Source organism: Agrobacterium sp. ST15.13.015 (assembly GCF_027871645.1).
GTDB classification, from domain to species: domain Bacteria; phylum Pseudomonadota; class Alphaproteobacteria; order Rhizobiales; family Rhizobiaceae; genus Agrobacterium; species Agrobacterium leguminum.
The window spans coordinates 16,324-32,463 of record NZ_JAQAHF010000026.1; the positions used below are offsets into that span (position 1 = coordinate 16,324).

General features: G+C 59.6%; 14 protein-coding genes. 5 read left to right on the forward strand and 9 right to left on the reverse strand.

Translation table 11 applies throughout. The features are described from left to right. Positions 1 to 882, reverse strand: coding sequence for a transcriptional regulator GcvA (gene gcvA, locus PIB16_RS25170; RefSeq protein ID WP_271046564.1), 882 nt, complete (start codon positions 880 to 882; stop codon positions 1 to 3). Positions 883 to 1,015: 133 nt separating this feature from the next. Between gcvA and ampC the strand changes: the two genes are divergently transcribed. Further along, on the forward strand, positions 1,016 to 2,173 hold the full coding sequence (gene ampC, locus PIB16_RS25175; RefSeq protein WP_271046565.1) for a class C beta-lactamase: 1,158 nt from the start codon (positions 1,016 to 1,018) through the stop codon (positions 2,171 to 2,173). Between the two features lie 248 nt (positions 2,174 to 2,421). Continuing rightward, a complete protein-coding gene (locus PIB16_RS25180) occupies positions 2,422 to 3,744 on the forward strand; it encodes a solute carrier family 23 protein (RefSeq protein WP_078053583.1) in 1,323 nt (440 codons plus the stop codon). 122 nt (positions 3,745 to 3,866) lie between these two features. Here the strand turns inward: PIB16_RS25180 and PIB16_RS25185 are convergent, their stop codons facing one another. Then, positions 3,867 to 4,763, reverse strand: coding sequence for an SDR family oxidoreductase (locus PIB16_RS25185; protein WP_271046566.1), 897 nt, complete (start codon positions 4,761 to 4,763; stop codon positions 3,867 to 3,869). Between the two features lie 107 nt (positions 4,764 to 4,870). On the opposite strand from PIB16_RS25185, the gene PIB16_RS25190 reads away from it, so the two are divergent. Continuing rightward, complete coding sequence (locus PIB16_RS25190; protein WP_078053581.1) at positions 4,871 to 5,689, forward strand: helix-turn-helix transcriptional regulator; 819 nt, start codon at positions 4,871 to 4,873, stop codon at positions 5,687 to 5,689. Between the two features lie 73 nt (positions 5,690 to 5,762). Here the strand turns inward: PIB16_RS25190 and PIB16_RS25195 are convergent, their stop codons facing one another. From PIB16_RS25195 to PIB16_RS25225, 7 genes are all read right to left on the reverse strand, one after another. Next, positions 5,763 to 6,875 (reverse strand): FAD binding domain-containing protein, encoded by a 1,113-nt coding sequence (locus PIB16_RS25195; RefSeq protein WP_271046567.1) that lies wholly within the window; start codon positions 6,873 to 6,875, stop codon positions 5,763 to 5,765. Positions 6,876 to 6,976: 101 nt separating this feature from the next. Beyond that, positions 6,977 to 8,224: an oxalate decarboxylase family bicupin gene (locus tag PIB16_RS25200; RefSeq protein WP_125146344.1), complete on the reverse strand. Its 1,248-nt coding sequence runs from the start codon at positions 8,222 to 8,224 to the stop codon at positions 6,977 to 6,979. Position 8,225: 1 nt separating this feature from the next. After that, positions 8,226 to 8,693: a hypothetical protein gene (locus PIB16_RS25205; RefSeq protein ID WP_271046568.1), complete on the reverse strand. Its 468-nt coding sequence runs from the start codon at positions 8,691 to 8,693 to the stop codon at positions 8,226 to 8,228. 240 nt (positions 8,694 to 8,933) lie between these two features. Further along, positions 8,934 to 9,308 carry a response regulator transcription factor gene (locus PIB16_RS25210; protein ID WP_080820869.1) on the reverse strand — a complete coding sequence of 125 codons (375 nt, stop codon included), beginning with the start codon at positions 9,306 to 9,308 and terminating at the stop codon, positions 8,934 to 8,936. Between the two features lie 66 nt (positions 9,309 to 9,374). After that, complete coding sequence (locus tag PIB16_RS25215; RefSeq protein ID WP_271046569.1) at positions 9,375 to 10,031, reverse strand: response regulator transcription factor; 657 nt, start codon at positions 10,029 to 10,031, stop codon at positions 9,375 to 9,377. Beyond that, entirely contained in the window at positions 10,024 to 11,604 is a 1,581-nt protein-coding gene (locus PIB16_RS25220; RefSeq protein WP_271046570.1) for a PAS domain-containing sensor histidine kinase, read from the reverse strand. The genes PIB16_RS25215 and PIB16_RS25220 overlap by 8 nt, the downstream gene beginning before the upstream one ends. A 250-nt stretch (positions 11,605 to 11,854) precedes the next feature. After that, positions 11,855 to 14,149 carry an FdhF/YdeP family oxidoreductase gene (locus PIB16_RS25225; RefSeq protein ID WP_271046571.1) on the reverse strand — a complete coding sequence of 765 codons (2,295 nt, stop codon included), beginning with the start codon at positions 14,147 to 14,149 and terminating at the stop codon, positions 11,855 to 11,857. Positions 14,150 to 14,561: 412 nt separating this feature from the next. Here PIB16_RS25225 and PIB16_RS25230 point away from each other — a divergent pair, with 412 nt between their 5' ends. Together PIB16_RS25230 and PIB16_RS25235 are read left to right on the forward strand one after the other, a co-directional pair. Then, positions 14,562 to 15,080 (forward strand): Dps family protein, encoded by a 519-nt coding sequence (locus PIB16_RS25230; protein WP_065656035.1) that lies wholly within the window; start codon positions 14,562 to 14,564, stop codon positions 15,078 to 15,080. Between the two features lie 19 nt (positions 15,081 to 15,099). Further along, entirely contained in the window at positions 15,100 to 16,080 is a 981-nt protein-coding gene (locus PIB16_RS25235; RefSeq protein ID WP_271046572.1) for an alpha/beta fold hydrolase, read from the forward strand. Positions 16,081 to 16,140 lie beyond the last annotated feature (60 nt).

A 16,140-nucleotide genomic window follows, 5' to 3' on the forward strand; every position in this document is an offset into this window, starting at 1 on the left:
TTATTCCGCAGCGCCTATGCTTTCGAACATCCAGTCGGAAAAGGCCTGCATGGCGGGTGTCGGCGGTTTCGATTGCAGCCGGGTCAGCCAATAGCTCCCGAGCGAAATGGTAACCGGAAAAGGCTGGATGATCGCGCCGGAGGCGAGATGCCGCGAAAACATCGATGGCGGCGCCAGCGCCACGCCCAGCCCCTGCAGGGCGGCCTCCATCATGCCCAGAGACGTGTCGAAAACAATGCCGGCATTCACCTGCGCGGCGGGCGTCACGCCGGCCGCGGCAAACCAGTTGCTCCATTCATCGGCCCTGTAGCTGCGCAGCAGCGTCGATTCCATCAGATCAGCGGGCGTTTTCAGCGTCTCTGCCAGTTTCGGCGTGCAGAGCGGGGAGAGAGGCGCCTCGAATAACCGAAAGGCATCCGTGCCATGCCAGGAACCCTGGCCGAAACGAATGGCGAAATCCAGCCCTTCAGCCGCCATATCCACCCGGTTATTATTGGTGGAAACCCTGACATCGATGAAGGGATGCTGCTTCTGAAACGCCTTCAGCCGGGGCAGCAGCCAGCCCACGGCAAAGGTTCCCACAACACCCAGAAACAGCAGTTCGCGCACCTGACCGGCCTCGATCCGGTCGAGCGTCGTCGCCATCTGGTCGAAGGAACTCGTCACCGTCGGCAGCAGGGCCTCGCCTTCCGCAGTAATCTTCAGGCCGCGCGGAAGCCGCTGAAAAAGCGAAACGCCAAGCCGCTTTTCCAGCCCTTTCACCTGCTGGCTCACAGCCGCCTGCGTCACACATAATTCGATGGCCGCGCGGGTGAAGCTCAGGTGCCGCGCCGATGCCTCAAAAGCCCGTAAGCCGTTCAGGGGAAGAAATTGCCGAACCATTCGAGACCTAGATTTTCTTGTGTCTTCTCCGAGATATCATGATTTGTTCGTGCAATGTAGGCCGGTTAAACGTCTTTCGCTGGGAACGGCCCACGGGCTGAAAATCCACCCTAGGTTTTGGAGAACGCGAAAGATGAAACTTAATCGCAGACATATCGCACTGGCCACTTTGCTTTCGACGGGCCTGCTCACGCAGGCGCTCGCCGCCGATGATGCGACGCTGAAAGCGATAACGGATGCAGCGATCAAACCGGTCATGGAGAAAAACGGCATTCCGGGCCTTGCCGTTGGTATCAGTGTCGATGGCGAAAGCCACATCTTCACCTATGGCGTCATGTCCAAAAGCTCGGGCCAGCCGGTGACGGCGCAGACGCTTTTCGAACTCGGCTCCATCTCCAAGACTTTCACGGTCACCCTCAGCACCTATGCCGAAATGAATGGCCAGCTTTCGCTCTCGAGCAAGGTGGAAAATCATCTTCCCTCCATGAAGGGCAAGCCCTTTGGTGATGTCACGCTGATGCAACTCGGCACCCACACCGCCGGCGGCTTTCCGTTGCAGGTGCCGGATAACGTCAAGTCGGAGCAGCAGTTGCTGGCCTATCTCAAGGCCTGGAAACCCTCATACAAGCCCGGAACACACAGAACTTATGCCAATCCCAGCATTGGAATGCTCGGATACATCACCGCAAAGGCCATGGGCCAAAGCTTCGATGACGCCATGAAAGATACGCTCTTTCCCGCTCTGGGCTTGAAGAACACCTTTACCGTGGTTCCTGAGGCAAAGATGGCCGATTACGCGCAGGGCTACAAGCGAACGGGCGAGCCCGCCCGCGTGACACCGGCCGTTCTCTCTTCGGAAGCCTACGGCGTCAAATCGACAGCGGAAGATATGATCCGTTTCGTCAATGCGAATATGGGACTGGAAAAGCTGGACGGAAAAATCCAGCAGGCGCTCACCAACACCCATACGGGATATTTCAGCGTCGGCGCAATGACGCAGGACATGGTCTGGGAGCAATATACCCATCCCGCACCGCTGAAGACATTGCGAGAGCTAAATTCCGGTGCCCTGCTCAAGACTGTTCCGGTTTCCGAAATTTCACCGCCCATGAAGCCGCGCCAGGATGTCTTCATCAACAAGACCGGCTCCACCAATGGTTTTGGCGCTTATGTGGCGTTCATACCAAAGCAGAAATTGGGCATCGTCATTCTGGCCAATAAAAACTACCCCAATGAGGAGCGGGTTTCGGCGGCCTATGAGATTCTGACGGCGCTTGAAAAAGCGCGCTAATACCGTCGATCTGGTATCTTTTTACCGGCGCGGGAGCTGATTGTTCTGCGCCGGAATGCGTAACAGTGGGAAACGGTCCGTTGCCGATGACAGGTGCAGCCGATCGCGCTAACGGAGAAAAGATGCATCGGCTGCCGATTCGATCTCCGGAGGCGGGCGCAAATCATAAAAAGCAAATCTTTTGCACGGCGACGAACTGAAACCGGAAAACCCGGGAAGCGTGTGCCGGCTGTTTCCTGGGGGACGACATGAGTGATACCGGTGGTTATTTTCCACGCTGGCGACTGAAAACCGAAGGGCGCATCCTGCCCGATGAGCGTCTGCCTGCGGGGCAGACCGCGGTGCTCGGTCTTCAGCATGTCGTGGCGATGTTCGGATCGACGGTTCTTGCACCATTGATCATGGGGTTTGATCCGAACGTCTCTATCCTGTTTTCGGGCATCTCGACACTGATTTTTTTCATCGCCGTTGGCGGACGTGTCCCGAGCTATCTTGGCTCTTCCTTTGCGTTCATCGGACCGGTGCTCGTGGCAACGGGTGCGGCCGCGGGCGCGGCGAGTCCTGATATCGCGCTGGCGCTCGGCGGCATCATCGCCGCAGGTGTGCTTTATGCCCTGATCGGCGTCATCGTCATGATCGCCGGCCATGACTGGATCGAAAAGCTGATGCCGCCGGTTCTGACCGGCGCGATCGTTGCGGCAATCGGTCTCGTTCTCGCACCCATTGCGATTGCAAGCGCTTCCGGCTCCGGCCCGGGCAATCCCGACGGCGACCAGCTGTCGCGCTGGATTGCGATCCTGACTGTCACATCGGTCGGCGCGATTGCTGTCTACGCGCCCGGCATGGCGCGCCGCTTGCCCATTCTTCTCGGCGGCGCGATTGCCTATATCGCTTATCTCGTGGTGGCGAACGGCCTCGGTCTCGGCAAACCGGTCGATTTTGCAGGCGTTGCGGCCGCATCGTGGTTCGGTCTGCCGACATTCACCGCGCCGGTATTTTCCGGCTCCGCGATTGCGCTGATTGCTCCGGTCGTCGTCATCCTCGTGGCGGAAAATCTAGGGCATATCAAGGCGATAGGCGCGATGACCGGGCAGAACCTCGATCGTTATCTCGGTCGCGCCTTTATCGGTGACGGCATTGCGACGATGTTCTCAGGCGCCTTCGGTGGCACCGGCATGACGACCTATGCCGAAAACATGGGTGTCATGGCGATAACCCGCATTTTTTCGACGCTCGTCTTCGTCGTAGCTGCACTGGTGGCCATCATTCTCGGCTTTTCGCCGAAATTCGGTGCGCTCATTCAGACCATTCCCGGACCGGTCATCGGCGGCCTTTCCGTCGTGGTCTTCGGCCTCATCGCGGCGACAGCTGGGCGGATCTGGGTTGAAAACAGGGTCGATTTTTCCGAGCCGCGCAACCTCATCACCGTGGGTATCGCTCTGGTGCTGGGTGCCGGCAACTTCAAGCTCAATGTCGCGGGTTTCACGCTCGATGGCATCGGCACGGCAACAATCGGAGCGATTGCCTTTTACCACCTGCTGGGCCTTGGCAGACGGGCGTCGGGCAAGTGATGCCTGCCACCTGAACATCCACCATGTTTGGAAGCAGCATCGGTTTTCCCGGTGCTGCCGTGTTGCCATCTTCGCCGCATCTGATCCTGACGACAGGCGTGAGGCGGACGCCTGCCTGCCGGTTATTTGATCGTCGCGTAGTCCATGGCTCTGAGATCGTCGAGCAGGCCCGGTCCAGTCGGTATCCAGCCGAGTTTCTCCCGGGTGAGCGCGCTGGAGGCCGTAAGATCCATGGCGGCGAACAGGGCAAACCAGCCGAAATGGCCGGCGGCGTCCTCTTTGCCTATGGAAACGAGCGGCAGCCCAAGCCTCTCGGCAACTATCCCGGCAATATCGCGCACCATAACGCCTTCTTCCGCCACGGCATTATAGCGAGCACCCCGCTCCGCCCGAAGGAGCGCCATCACGTAGAGCTTCGCCACATCGTCCACATGCCCGGCTGACCAGCGATTGCCGCCATCCTCGACATAAGCGACGATGCCTTTTTCGCGCGACATCTCGATATAGGGCGAGATGAGGCCCTGTTTTACCGTGTCATGCACCTGCGGGAGCCGGACGACGCCGAGATTGACGCCCGCCTGCAATTGCTCCTGGCCCGCGAGTTCCGAGGCGATGCGCGGATTGAAATGATGCGTATCGAACACATCCTCCCGGGCGGGTTCGCCATTGCCGGGGTCACCCATGCCGACCCCTGAGGTGATGAGCATCGGCCTGTCGGAACCAGCCAATACGGCACCGAGCGCCGCGATCACCCGGCGATCCTTTTCGCAATTGGCGGCGAAATTCGCGAAATCATGGTCGAAAGCCGTATGGATGACGGCATCGGCAGTCTCTGCACCCCCGGCGAGTCTGGCCGCATCTTCCAGCGTTGCGATGTGGGCGGAAGCTCCAGCGGCCTGCAGCGCTTTTGCGCCGGCCTCCGAGCGGGTGAGGCCGACTACCTCATGGCCGTCGATGAGCAGTTCACGAAGAATCCGGGAGCCGATGAACCCGGTGGCACCTGTCAGAAAAACACGCATACAAAATCTCCCGCGTTGACGGGGAGGGTGATCTCATGAAGAATTGTCCTGTTAAAGTAGTGACTTTATCATGGTATAATTCTCAACAGGCTGCGGCGAGAAATGTAATGACGGAGAATGCACTTAGCACCTTCCTGCGCGATCGCCGCCTGCGGCTTGATCCTGCAACGTTTGGTTTTCCCATCGGCCGCCGCCGCACACCGGGTCTGCGGCGGGAGGAGGTCGCCCAGCGTGCCAACATAAGTCCGACCTGGTATACGTGGCTGGAGCAGGGTCGCGGCGGTTCGCCCTCGGCGGATGTGCTGGATCGTATCGCCAAAGGACTGATGCTGACCGATCCCGAGCGCGACCACCTGCATATATTGGCCTTCGGACATCCGCCCGAGCAGCGTTATCGCCAGCCCGAGACGATAACGCCCCGTCTTCAGGGCGTGCTTGACGCGTTGCCCTTCAGCCCCGCGATCATCAGAACGGCGACATGGGACGTCCTGGCATGGAACCGGGCCGCCGCCGTCATCCTCACGGATTACAGCAAACTGGCGAGGGAGAACCGCAACATTCTGCGTCTGATTTTCTCCGATGAACGGGTGCGCACTGCCCAGGAGGACTGGCGCAATGTCGCCCGCTACGTGGTCGGCGCGTTCCGGGCAGATGCCGCGCGCGCCGGCGCTGGCGCAGGCATCCAGCAACTTGTCGATGAGCTCTCGGCCGCCAGCTCCGAATTCAAGGCCATGTGGGATGACAACGAGGTCACAAGCATGCACGAGGGCCTCAAGCGCCTACACCATCCGGTTCTGGGAACAATCGAACTGGAGTTTTCATGCTTTGCGGTGGAGGGACGCTCGGATCTCAACATGATGGTCTATAATCCCGCCAACCCTGAAATGAGCGAGCGATTTCGCTCGCTGATCGCAAAATCCGGATGACCCCCTACGCTTAGCCGTAGGCACAAGCTCCCGGACGACAATGACGCCGGGCGGACCTGATTTTGACCCGTCGTCAGATCGCGGTCTCGGCAAGCCTCCGGCCATAGGCGGCAATTGACTTGCCCACCGGCAGGCGGGTTTTCTGATATCGTGAAAGGGCTGCAGGCAGGTCGTCCGTCTGTCGCAGGGCGTCGCGTAGTGCCATTGCGTCGCCTGCGGCCTTGGAAACGCCCATTGCGGTGTGAGGGCGAACCACAAAGGCGGAATCCCCGACCAGCGCCATATGTGGCGACACCATCTGTTCAGCCTCATAGTCAAAAATGCCCTGGATCGATGGGGTTTCCTCGGCTTCCACCGCAAGAGCCAGTTGCGGCGGCAAAAGGGAAAACGCGTCCCTGCGCAGTTGCTCGCGGCGCTGTTCGGCCAGCTCACCTCGGGGGAGCGAATGCTCGAAATGCCTGCCGTCGCGGCCGGCGAAGGTGCGGGGCAGCTCGTCAGCCAGGGTGGGGCGATACCACACCCAGTTGTAGCGGCGCTGTCCCTGTTGTGTCTCACCCTTTGGGCCTGGCACGAGGTAACCCAAAACATGAATGCCGGGTGCGATATAAAAAGCGAAGCGGTCGAGCAGCAGGGATGCATCGGCCGGCAATTTGGTTTCCCGGATCAGTCCGCGCCAGGCGACGTAACCCGCAAAGGCGTTTTCTGAATGGCGATTAACCGCCTTGCGGATGACCGAACCCAGGCCATCCGCGCCGATCACCAGATCGGCGCGGTCTTCCGTGCCGTCGGTGAAGGATAGTGTCACTCCATCAGGGCCTTCCCGAACCGCGTTGATATGATGTCCGAGACGATAGGTATCGGCGAGGAGGCGGGAGGATACGCGCTCGAAGAGATAGTCCCATGAAATCTGCATCTGCGGCGTCTTCTGGCGCTGGGCGACGTGGCCGCCGGCGTCGAGGTAGATGCGCTCCTTTGCAACCACACCGACATGGGAGACGTCTTCGCAGCCGATCTGGTCCAGAACCTCGAATAATTCCTGCTGCGGCACCAGTCCTGCACCACGCCCTGCGAGGCCGGATGCAGAGCGCTCGTAGACTTTCACATCGTGCCCGTCCTGCTGAAGCAATATCGCCGTGAAGAGACCGGCAAGCGAGCCGCCGGCGATCCGGATCGTCAATGGTTTCATGGCTGTTCCTGACTGTTGATCCTGGTTTTGCGTTGCGTCCTGTCTTGGAAGACCTGCGGATCGGGTATGCCGAAACGCCGGTCAAAGTGTGGGCAGGATGTTCAGCCCGGCATGATCGCCGGCTGGTTTGCGGGAAACTTCGCCACATCCTCGATGCTGACGTTGAGGTGCTGGGCTACGAGCGCCGGCGGGGTGTGGGTCAGCCAGGACGACAGGCTGACCTCCTGGTATTCGGCGGTCTTGAAGACCGCGACGAATTGCAGGTCGGTCTTGCCGGTATTTTCGATGATGTGGCCCTGGCTCCTCTTCACGTAGCCAATGTCGCCAGCACGGAAATCCGCGGTCTGGCTGCGTGGCCCCGCGTCGAACACGGTCATCCGGCCTTCACCCTTGATCCAGTATTGCCATTCGTCCGCGTTGGGGTGCCAGTGCATTTCGCGCACCCCGCCGGGCTTGATCGTTTCGATGGCGGCGGCGATGGTTTTGGACACCGTAAAGGCGCTGCTGTCGGCGAGGCGAATGACGCCGGCAGCGTTTTCCTTCAGTGGCTTTGATGCCGCGAGCTTATAGGTGAACGGAAACGGGGGAAGCCCCGCGCCGGCAACGGCTTCCTGATCCCGGGAGAGCGGTCCCGGCTCCTTGCCCTGGAATATCCAGAGGTTCTGCAGTGGAATGGTCCGGAACACGTCCGGCGCGATGCCGAAATTCTTGGCCAGAAGTTCGGGAGAGGTATGCGCCAACCAGTCGGTGAGAAGCAGGGTGCCATATTCGGACTGGTCGCCTTCGTCGAACACGATGACGAATTCGCAACCGTCGGGACCAAGTCCCTGCAGCGAATGGGGGTAGCCGGCCGGAAAATACCAGAGATCACCGGCCTCCACATCCTGCACATAAGCGCGGCCCTGCGTATCGAGCACGGTGATGCGGCAACGCCCGTTGGTCATGATGGCCCATTCTGCGGCGCGGTGCCAGTGCATCTCACGAATGCCGCCCGGTCCGAGCCGCATGTTGACGCCGGACACGGCATCCGAAATCGCGAAGTCCGACTTGGTCACCTGACGTGCCCAGCCGCCATTCTGGATACGTTTGGCGGCGTTGTTGAACGAACCCCAGAAAAGCTGCATGTCGCCGACATCGGTCGCCGGTGGGCTCTGGAAAGACGGAAACTGGTTGTTGATCGCAGGGTTCTTCGGGCCGGGATCGCTGAGGCCGGCGGCATTGGCATTAATTGCTCCCTCGGCGGGCTGATCGGGATTGCCGAAAGATGCTGCTCCGGCCGCGCTGGCGGCAAGGGCGGTGCCGCCGACGGCGCCGATTGCGAGGACTGCGCGTCTGGTCAACGTTTCCATTTCAGAACTCCTTGTTCATAGCGAGTTGGGACGAGGTGTCGATTGTGTGGGTCTGTGATGCGAGTTGGAGCAAGGCGATGCGGTCGATCAGCTCGGCATTGAAGAGGCGGTGTTGGAGCTGACAGAAGGCTTTTGGATCCAGCGTGTCGTGCCGGTCCGTTTTTCGGGCGGCGCGCATGGCGACGCAGGATGTGTCGTCGGTGGCCGCTACAGTCTCTTTGCCTTCGGTTGCATCGCCGACAGACGCGACAGGCGCGGAATGTCCGTAAGGCCTGTCGATCGTCTGCGGTGTGAGGATGCGGAAGGCGCTGGCTGATGCGACGTCTTCGGAGGCCGCGAGCGCCGGCTCGCTATCCCTGATCAGGAATACATTTCCTCCGAACAAGGCGACCGCACCCAGTACCAACATTGCTGCGACCTTGAGGTGACGCCGTCTTTGCGCGTCGGCATTCTTGCTGATGGAGGTCATGCCCTGCTCCTGAAATGGGTGGTGGTGTTGTCGGGAGCGTCCGGAAGGGAGGCGCTTGACTGGAGCAAAGGTTACGGCGGAGAGGCGGGGCCGGCATCTATACAGAGGTCTAGTTCGTATAGCGGAACGTCTTGGCGGCGAAAGAATCCAGGAAATGGCGCTCGCCCAACGACAACGCATGCCCGGACGCAGGCGTCGGAGCATGAAATAGCGACGGATTTCACTGGGGAAAGATTGTCGTCAGGATTGCGCGTTGAGCACGGATTGCAGGCATCCGATCAGACTGACGATATTGACTGGCTTGCCGAGAAAGGCCAATGCGCCGCCGTTCAAAGCCGCGTTCCGGGTGCGCTCATCCTGATAGGAGGTGACGAAGATCATGGGCGGATGGTCGCCGCGCCGGTTCAGCTCGCTCTGCAACTCGATGCCGGAAAGACCGGGCATTTTCACGTCCACGACGATGCAGTCAATGCCCGCCTGCTGCTTCGATTCCAGGAACTCTTCGGCGGAAGCAAACAGGCGGCATTCGTAACCAAAGGACATGATCAGATCATCCATGGCTTCGCGAATGGCGGGATCGTCGTCGACGACAGCAATGACGGGAACGGGGGGCAATGAAAGCGACCTTTTCTGTTTTTCTTTCTTCTTCTATGCGCCCATGCCGCTATCAAAGATACCATACTAAGATACAGGTGGCCGCAGCTTCTCGCCGATCAGCTCCGCTTTGCGCACGAGATCGGCGACGGATCTCGCCTCCATCTTGCGCATGACATTGCCCCGATGCAGCTTCACGGTGACCTCGCTTATGCCGAGCTCGTAGGCGATCTGCTTGTTCATCAGGCCGCGGACAACCGCGCCCATGACCTCGCGTTCTCTTGGCGTCAGCTGTTCGGCAAGGGAGGTGACGGCGTCGTTCCGGGCGCTTTCGCGGCGTCGTGACGCATCCCGCTCCATCGCGGCCGCGACGGCGTCGAGAATGTCCTGTTCCTTGAAGGGCTTGGTCAGAAAATCCACGGCGCCCGCCTTCATCGCCCGCACGCTCATCGGAATATCGCCGAAGCCGGTCATGAAAATGATCGGCATCCGGTTGCCGACGCGTTCCAGCTGCATCTGGAAATCCAGGCCGCTTATGCCCGGAAGCCGCACATCAAGCAGCAGGCAGCCAGGCCGGTTCAGATTGGCTTTTTCAAGAAAGGCGCCGGCGCTGTCGAAAGCCTCGGCATCGAACTTCATGGAGCGGAAAAGATCGGTGAGCGCCTCGCGCATCGACACATCGTCGTCGACGATGAACACGATGGGTGACGGCGGCTCCTTTGTCGTCTTGCGTGGCTCAGGCATGTTCCATCTCCTGGCTGATCGGCATGGAAATGGTAAAGACCGCCCCGCCGAGAGGATGATTGTCACCGGTAAGCCTGCCGCCCCGTGCTTCCAGTGTCGTGCGGCAGATGGAAAGCCCCATGCCCATTCCCCTTTCCTTGGTCGTGAAAAACGGCGAAAACAGCTTTTCCTTCATCTGCGCCGGGAAACCCGGTCCGTTGTCGTGAACCGCAATATGAATATTGTCACTGTCTTCACGTTCCTTCCGCACCGTGATGGTGCGATTGCCGGTGCCCGCCTCTTCCATGGCCTGAATGGCGTTTGTGAGAAGATTGATGAGGACCTGCTGCAATTCGATCCTGACGGCTGTTATCGGCGGCGTTACCGCTTTTTCTACATGCACCGTGGTTCTGCTGCGTTCCAGCTCATGTTCGAGAAGGCTTAGCGTTTCATCGATAAACTCATCGAGGTCGAAGGTTTCCACCTTGCCGCTCGTATGGGCGAGCAGGCTGCGCGTGTTCTGGATGATTTCACTAGCGCGCTGCCCGTCGCGGATCATGCGTTCGGCCGAGCGGCGGGCGGCGGCGAGATCCGGCGGATCGCGATCGAGCCAGCGCAGCAACGTCTGCGCATTGACGATGATGGCGCCAAGCGGCTGGTTCAGTTCGTGGGAGAGCGATGCGGACATGGCTCCGACGGCCGCCGCCTTCGAGGCCTTTGTCAATTCCGCCTGTGCCTCGGCCAGCGCCTTCAGCGCCATTTCGCGCTGGGTGATATCCACCATGCTGACCACCACACGATTGAAGGAGGCCGCCTCCGCGGGGAAACTGATTGAAAGAAGCACCAGCTTGTCTTCGCCGCTGTCGGTGCGCACCACCACCTTGTCTTCAAAGACACCCTGATTGTCGATGATCGCCTGCAGCACATCGACGAACTTGCCGGACGAAGACACGACTGACCGCTGAAGGGTGCCGCGGATAGAGGAATCGTAACCCAGCATTTCCTTTCCGGCTTCATTCGATGCAACGACGGTGATGAGATCGATGCATTGCTGCGTAAAACCCGGATTGGCGCGGGCATGGGCCCGCATGTCGGTGATGCCCCGTTGCTTGAGGCCCATCAGCAGGGCGTGAAGCTTCGAATAGTCGCGTTCCCAAAGTGCGACGCGCGTACGGTCGAAAATGGAGCGATAACGCTCCTCGCTTTCCTTCAGCGCCGCATTGACGGACAACATTGCCAGCCGGGCGGTCTCGGTTTTCAAAAGCAGCATGGTGGTGACGGCAAGTGCCGCAAGGGCGACGACCAACCGAAGCGCCGACTGGAAATCCGCATCCTGCGCGTGGGTCGCTGCATAGGACAGGAGGGAAAGAATGGCGCAGGCGCAGGAGATCACGATCAGTCCCGACCAGCTTACAGTCTGCGCGGCCAAAAGGACCGTGATGACATAAAGCACCGCGATCGCGCCTTCTATGTCGGTATAGGTATCAACGTAAAATACCGCGGCCGCCAGCGCCAGCGCCCCAAGGCCAAAGGCCAGATGGTGCGCTCCACCTTCCGGTTCGCGCGCGCGAAACATCCTTGACGCAATCGACATTGTTCCCCCGATGCGATTTTTGCCGACAATACGGTTTTTTCAGCACAACCTGACCTATACATAGGTCTTGGTTGCCACCGTCGTCGAAACGTCAGGATAGCGGTAAAACGGCACGGCGATATATCGAAAAATCCGCATATATGGCCCGTCTTCCACAGGCCATGCCTGATGGCCCGAGGTGACGTCCAGCCCAAACGGTGGGGAAAAGAGCGTGCAAAGACCGTTGCATTGCGCGCCGGGCCTCCGGGCGTCAGGCGGCTGCCGGACTCACCGTGATCGGGACACCCTTGTAGGAAGGCGTTCCGGAAAGGCGGTCATAATGGCCGAGCGCCACCACCGCATTCATCTCCGGATAATAGCCTGCGGCCGATCCCTTCGGGATATTGTATTCGACCGCCGTGAAACCCTGAACGAGGTGTCGGCCCTCATTTTCCGGGCCGATGCCGTGGATATCGATGCGATCACCATCCTTCAGGCCGCGCGCGGCAAGGTCGTGCCGGTTCATGAAGATGATGTCCCTTCGGCCGAAGACGCCGCGATAACGGTCATCCATGCCATAGATCGTCGTATTGTACTGATCGTGACTGCGGATCGTGGTCAGCACGAGTGCTTCCGGATTGGAGATGAGCGGGTCTTCCTCAAGTCCTGTGGCGACGAGGAAATTGGCCCTGCCGCTCTGCGTGTTCCAACGGCGGAAGGAGGCCGCGACATCAAGGCGAAAACCGCCTTTTACCCGAACCCGGCTGTTGAAATCCCTGAAATCTGGAAAGACCTCTTCGATCTTGTCACGGATTCGGTCGTAATCGGCAATCAGCCAGTCCCAATCAATTCCGTGACGGTTTCCGACGGTCGCCTTGGCGATGCCGGCGATGATGGCGGGCTCTGACCTCACCAGTTCCCCTGGTGGATTGAGGAAACCGCGAGAGGCATGCACCATCGACATCGAATCCTCGACTGTTACAGCCTGCGGTCCTGACGCCTGAGTATCCAGATCGGTGCGTCCAAGGCAAGGCAGGATCAGCGATGTCTTTGCTGTCAAAAGATGAGAGCGGTTGAGCTTCGTTGCGATATGAACGGCCAGATCGAGGTTGCGCATGCCCTCGAAGGTCGCGCCTGTATCCGACATGGCGACGGCGAGATTGCCGCCGAGGCAGATAAGTGCGCGGGATTTGCCGGCGATGATTGCCTCCACGGCTTCTATCGCGTTGTGACCCTTCTCCGCAGATGGGCGGAAACCGAAAGCGCGCTCCATGCCGTCCAACAGCGCCTTGTTCGGGATTTCGGTAATGCCGACGGTACGGTCCCCCTGAACATTGGAATGGCCACGAATGGGCGCTATTCCCGCCCCGGGGCGACCCATATTTCCACGCAGCAGCAGGAGATTGGCGATCTGCTGTACGTTGCTGGTACCCTTGGCGTGCTGGGTTAGACCCATGCCGTAACAGATGATGACGTTAGAAGCGTTCACATAAATCCTCGCAACACTCTCTATAGCCTCCTTCGTCAGCCCGCTGACTGAGCAGATCATATCCCAGGACGTCGCGTCGATATCGGCGCGAAGCGCGTCGAGGCCTGCGGTATGTTGCTCGATGAAAGCCCGGTCGAGTACGCCGCCGCGGTCCGCCTGAAGGCTCTCCGCATCGAGTTCGAACACCGCCTTCATAATGCCCTTGAGGGCGGCGAGATCGCCTCCGGTGCGAAGCTGGTGATAGGCGGAGGCGATTGGCGTCGAAGAGAGCGTCGCCATCTCGATCGGGTCCTGCGGCGCGGCGAACCGTTCGAGCGCGCGTTCCTTCAGCGGATTGAACACGACGATCGGCACGCCGCGTTTTGCGGCATTATGCAGAGTCGTCATCATGCGGGGATGGTTAGTGCCGGGATTGTGGCCGAAGCTGAAGATCGCATCGGCATGATCGAAATCCTCCAGCGTCACCGTGCCTTTGCCGACACCGATGGATTTTGGAAGGCCGACGCTTGTCGCCTCATGGCACATGTTGGAACAGTCAGGGAAATTGTTCGTGCCATAGGCGCGCACGAAAAGCTGGTAGAGAAACGCAGCCTCATTGGATGCCCGGCCGGACGTGTAGAATTCAGCCTTGTCGGGGTCGTCAAGCTTGTTGAGTTCCCGTGCGATCAGGCTGAAGGCATCGTCCCAGGCGATCGGTTCATAGCGGTCCTTCTCGGAATTGTAATGCAGGGGAAGGGTTAGCCGGCCGGCATCCTCAAGCTTGTGATCGGTCCATTGCCACAGCTCGGAAACCGTATGCTGCGCGAAAAATTCGGGTCCGGATCGTTTCGCCGTCGATTCCCAGGTGATTGCCTTGGCGCCGTTTTCACAGAACTCGAACGATGAGGTGTGTTTGGGGTCGGGCCAGGCGCAGCCGGGACAGTCGAAACCTTCGGGCTTATTGGCCTTGAGGAGCGTCATCGTGCCCTGTGCGACGATCTGCTGATGCGCGAGCGTTTTCGCGACAGCTTTCAACGCATCCCAGCCGCCAGCGGGATGATCGTATTTTTCAATACCTTCCGGCCGCTCTTCTGCCATGTCGGAGTTCCTTCGATTTTGCAGATTGACGATTGTCGTGCCCGCTGACGCTAGCGCAACTGCGGATGGGTAAACATCATACTCAGGCATAGGTTGCCTGCTCCCTGGAGGGCGGAACGAAAAAGGCCGCCTCCTGCGGCGGGGGCGGCCTTGGCGGATCGGGAGGAGATCCGCGGCTCCGGGAGAGGGGATACCGGAGTTCATGGCTTCTGCGAGCCAATCGCCCTGGGGCGGGGCGACAGGCAAAAACTATCCCGGGTGGGAACCCGCCGAAACTACACTTAGGTATCGGGTGGACTGTACCACCAGCCGATTTCTCCCGAGCCATTCTTCTTTCTATCCTCGGTGCCGATCAGACAGCCGCAACAGGGGCGCTCAACATCGGGCGGTCGATTGCAAAAGGAGAACGATCATGGACATGACCACAGTTGCCAGCAACCGCAAGCTTCCACTCGCAACGCCGACTGACCTCGGTGCCGAAGCGAGCCGCGACATCGCCGCCGCATTGACCGCCCTGCTGGCGGATGTCTTCACGCTCTACATCAAGACCAAGAATTTCCACTGGCATGTTTCCGGCCCGCATTTTCGTGATTATCACATGCTGCTGGACGAACAGGGAGCGCAGATATTCGCGATGACCGACGACATTGCTGAAAGGGCGCGCAAGGTCGGCGGCACTACCATCCGTTCCATCGGTCATATCGGCCGCCTCCAGCGTCTCCTTGATAATGATGCCGACTTCGTCACCCCGGAGGACATGCTCGCCGAACTGCGCGAGGACAACAAGCAGCTGACCGCCATCCTGCGACAAACGCACAACCTCACCTCCGACCTCAACGATCACGCCACCACCAGCCTGATCGAAAACTGGATCGACGAGACCGAGCGCCGCACATGGTTCCTGTTCGAAACCACCCGTCGCTCCCGCTGAAGCCAGGCAGGAAACCGACATGACCGACGATCCAATTACGCTGGCGCTTTCGAGACGACGTCTTCTCGTGGCCGGTGCCGCGCTTTCCGCTGCGATGGCAGTTCCATCAACAGCCTTTTCAAAATCCACCTCATCCCGAAACGAAGGAGCATTTCCAATGACCGAATCATTCGTAAAGACCAAGGACGGCGTCGATATCTATTTCAAGGATTGGGGTCCGAAGGATGCCCAGCCCATCGTGTTCCATCACGGCTGGCCGCTATCCTCCGACGACTGGGATGCCCAGATGCTGTTCTTCGTAAACAACGGTTACCGCGTCGTCGCCCATGACCGTCGCGGCCACGGCCGTTCCCAGCAGGTGAGCGACGGTCACGACATGGATCATTATGCCGCCGATGCATCCGCCGTTGCCGAACATCTCGATCTCAGGAACGCTGTTCATATCGGACACTCGACTGGCGGTGGTGAGGTCGCGCGTTATGTCGCAAAATTCGGCGAACCGCAGGGCCGGGTCGCCAAGGCCGTTCTCGTCTCCGCCGTTCCGCCACTGATGCTGAAGACGCCTTCCAATCCCGGCGGTCTGCCGATCGAAGTCTTTGACAGCTTCCGCAAGGGTGTGGCCGAAAACCGCGCCCAGTTCTTCCTCGACGTGCCGACCGGTCCGTTTTACGGCTTCAATCGTCCGGATGCCAAAGTCTTTCCCGGTGTTATCCAGAACTGGTGGCGTCAGGGGATGATGGGCAGCGCCAAGGCCCATTACGACGGCGTCAAGGCCTTCTCGGAAACCGATCAGACGGAAGACCTGAAGGCGATCACGGTGCCGACGCTCGTTCTGCACGGCGATGACGACCAGGTCGTGCCGATCGCAGATTCTGCCGAATTGTCGGTCAAATTGCTGAAGAATGGCACGCTGAAGGTGTATAAGGGATATCCGCACGGCATGCTGACAACTCATGCCGACATCATCAATCCGGATCTGCTGGCCTTCGTGAAGAGCTGATCACCGGTAAAGGGTCGCCGCCGGAAAAAGCGGATGGCGGCCAATTTCCCGCGCGGAAGG

Bases quoted from the DNA above. Each gene is read 5' to 3' on its own strand.
- ampC (WP_271046565.1), top strand. From the start codon at position 1,016: ATGAAACTTAATCGCAGACATATCGCACTGGCCACTTTGCTTTCGACG.
- PIB16_RS25195 (WP_271046567.1), bottom strand. From the start codon at position 6,875: ATGAAACCATTGACGATCCGGATCGCCGGCGGCTCGCTTGCCGGTCTC.
- PIB16_RS25180 (WP_078053583.1), top strand. From the start codon at position 2,422: ATGAGTGATACCGGTGGTTATTTTCCACGCTGGCGACTGAAAACCGAA.
- PIB16_RS25230 (WP_065656035.1), top strand. From the start codon at position 14,562: ATGGACATGACCACAGTTGCCAGCAACCGCAAGCTTCCACTCGCAACG.
- PIB16_RS25200 (WP_125146344.1), bottom strand. From the start codon at position 8,224: ATGGAAACGTTGACCAGACGCGCAGTCCTCGCAATCGGCGCCGTCGGC.
- PIB16_RS25190 (WP_078053581.1), top strand. From the start codon at position 4,871: ATGACGGAGAATGCACTTAGCACCTTCCTGCGCGATCGCCGCCTGCGG.
- PIB16_RS25215 (WP_271046569.1), bottom strand. From the start codon at position 10,031: ATGCCTGAGCCACGCAAGACGACAAAGGAGCCGCCGTCACCCATCGTG.
- gcvA (WP_271046564.1), bottom strand. From the start codon at position 882: ATGGTTCGGCAATTTCTTCCCCTGAACGGCTTACGGGCTTTTGAGGCA.
- PIB16_RS25205 (WP_271046568.1), bottom strand. From the start codon at position 8,693: ATGACCTCCATCAGCAAGAATGCCGACGCGCAAAGACGGCGTCACCTC.
- PIB16_RS25235 (WP_271046572.1), top strand. From the start codon at position 15,100: ATGACCGACGATCCAATTACGCTGGCGCTTTCGAGACGACGTCTTCTC.
- PIB16_RS25220 (WP_271046570.1), bottom strand. From the start codon at position 11,604: ATGTCGATTGCGTCAAGGATGTTTCGCGCGCGCGAACCGGAAGGTGGA.
- PIB16_RS25225 (WP_271046571.1), bottom strand. From the start codon at position 14,149: ATGGCAGAAGAGCGGCCGGAAGGTATTGAAAAATACGATCATCCCGCT.
- PIB16_RS25185 (WP_271046566.1), bottom strand. From the start codon at position 4,763: ATGCGTGTTTTTCTGACAGGTGCCACCGGGTTCATCGGCTCCCGGATT.